This is a genomic window from Vibrio sp. 2132-1, assembly GCF_033344315.1.
The window spans coordinates 1-619 of record NZ_JAWPON010000510.1 but is presented as its reverse complement, the minus strand read 5'-3'; the positions used below and the strand labels follow the sequence as shown (position 1 = coordinate 619).

The window sequence follows — 619 nt, the reverse complement described above, 5'->3', positions numbered from 1 at the left end:
AGAAAATAATTAACGGTCAGTCTATTGATATTAATAATAATGGTGATATGTGGAGGGACTTTACCCATATTAATGACATTGTTGAAGGGATAGTCAGAATTTCTGATGTCATACCAAGAATTAATCAGCGATGGCAGTTTGAAAATAGTACTCCAGCGGATAGTTCTGCTCCTTATTCTATTTACAATATTGGTTATGGTTCACCGATTTGTTTGATGGATTTTATCAAAGCAATAGAAAATGAACTCGGAATAGAAGCAAAGAAGAATTATCGAGAGATGCAGCCAGGAGATGTATACCAAACCTATGCTGATACAACAGCTTTCTATCAAGCCACTGGTTATCGGCCGTCAGTTTCCGTAGAAGAAGGTATTGCCGAGTTTGTCGCTTGGTACCGGAATTTTTATAACAAGTAAAAGATTTGTCATTCAGAACTTTCAAGGTCGAGAGTTCACATAAGGTTAGAGCTATGTTACTGAGTATATCAGTCGTTATTCCTGCAAAAAATGAACAAGGAAATATCGGGAAGTTAGTGAAAGAAATTCATGCCAGTTTAGAAGCATACCCTAACGTCGAAATTGTCATTACGGACGACGGTAGTACCGATGATACGGTGCAA

The 619-nt window shown here is 37.5% G+C and carries 2 protein-coding genes; both read left to right on the top strand.

Features of this window, described 5'->3' with window-relative positions:
- Positions 1-416: NAD-dependent epimerase/dehydratase family protein (locus R8N47_RS26355; RefSeq protein WP_318186250.1), on the top strand; the 416-nt coding region annotated here is incomplete at its 5' end.
- A 53-nt stretch (positions 417-469) separates the two neighbouring features.
- The coding region (locus R8N47_RS26350; RefSeq protein WP_318186251.1) for a glycosyltransferase at positions 470-619 on the top strand (150 nt) is incomplete at its 3' end.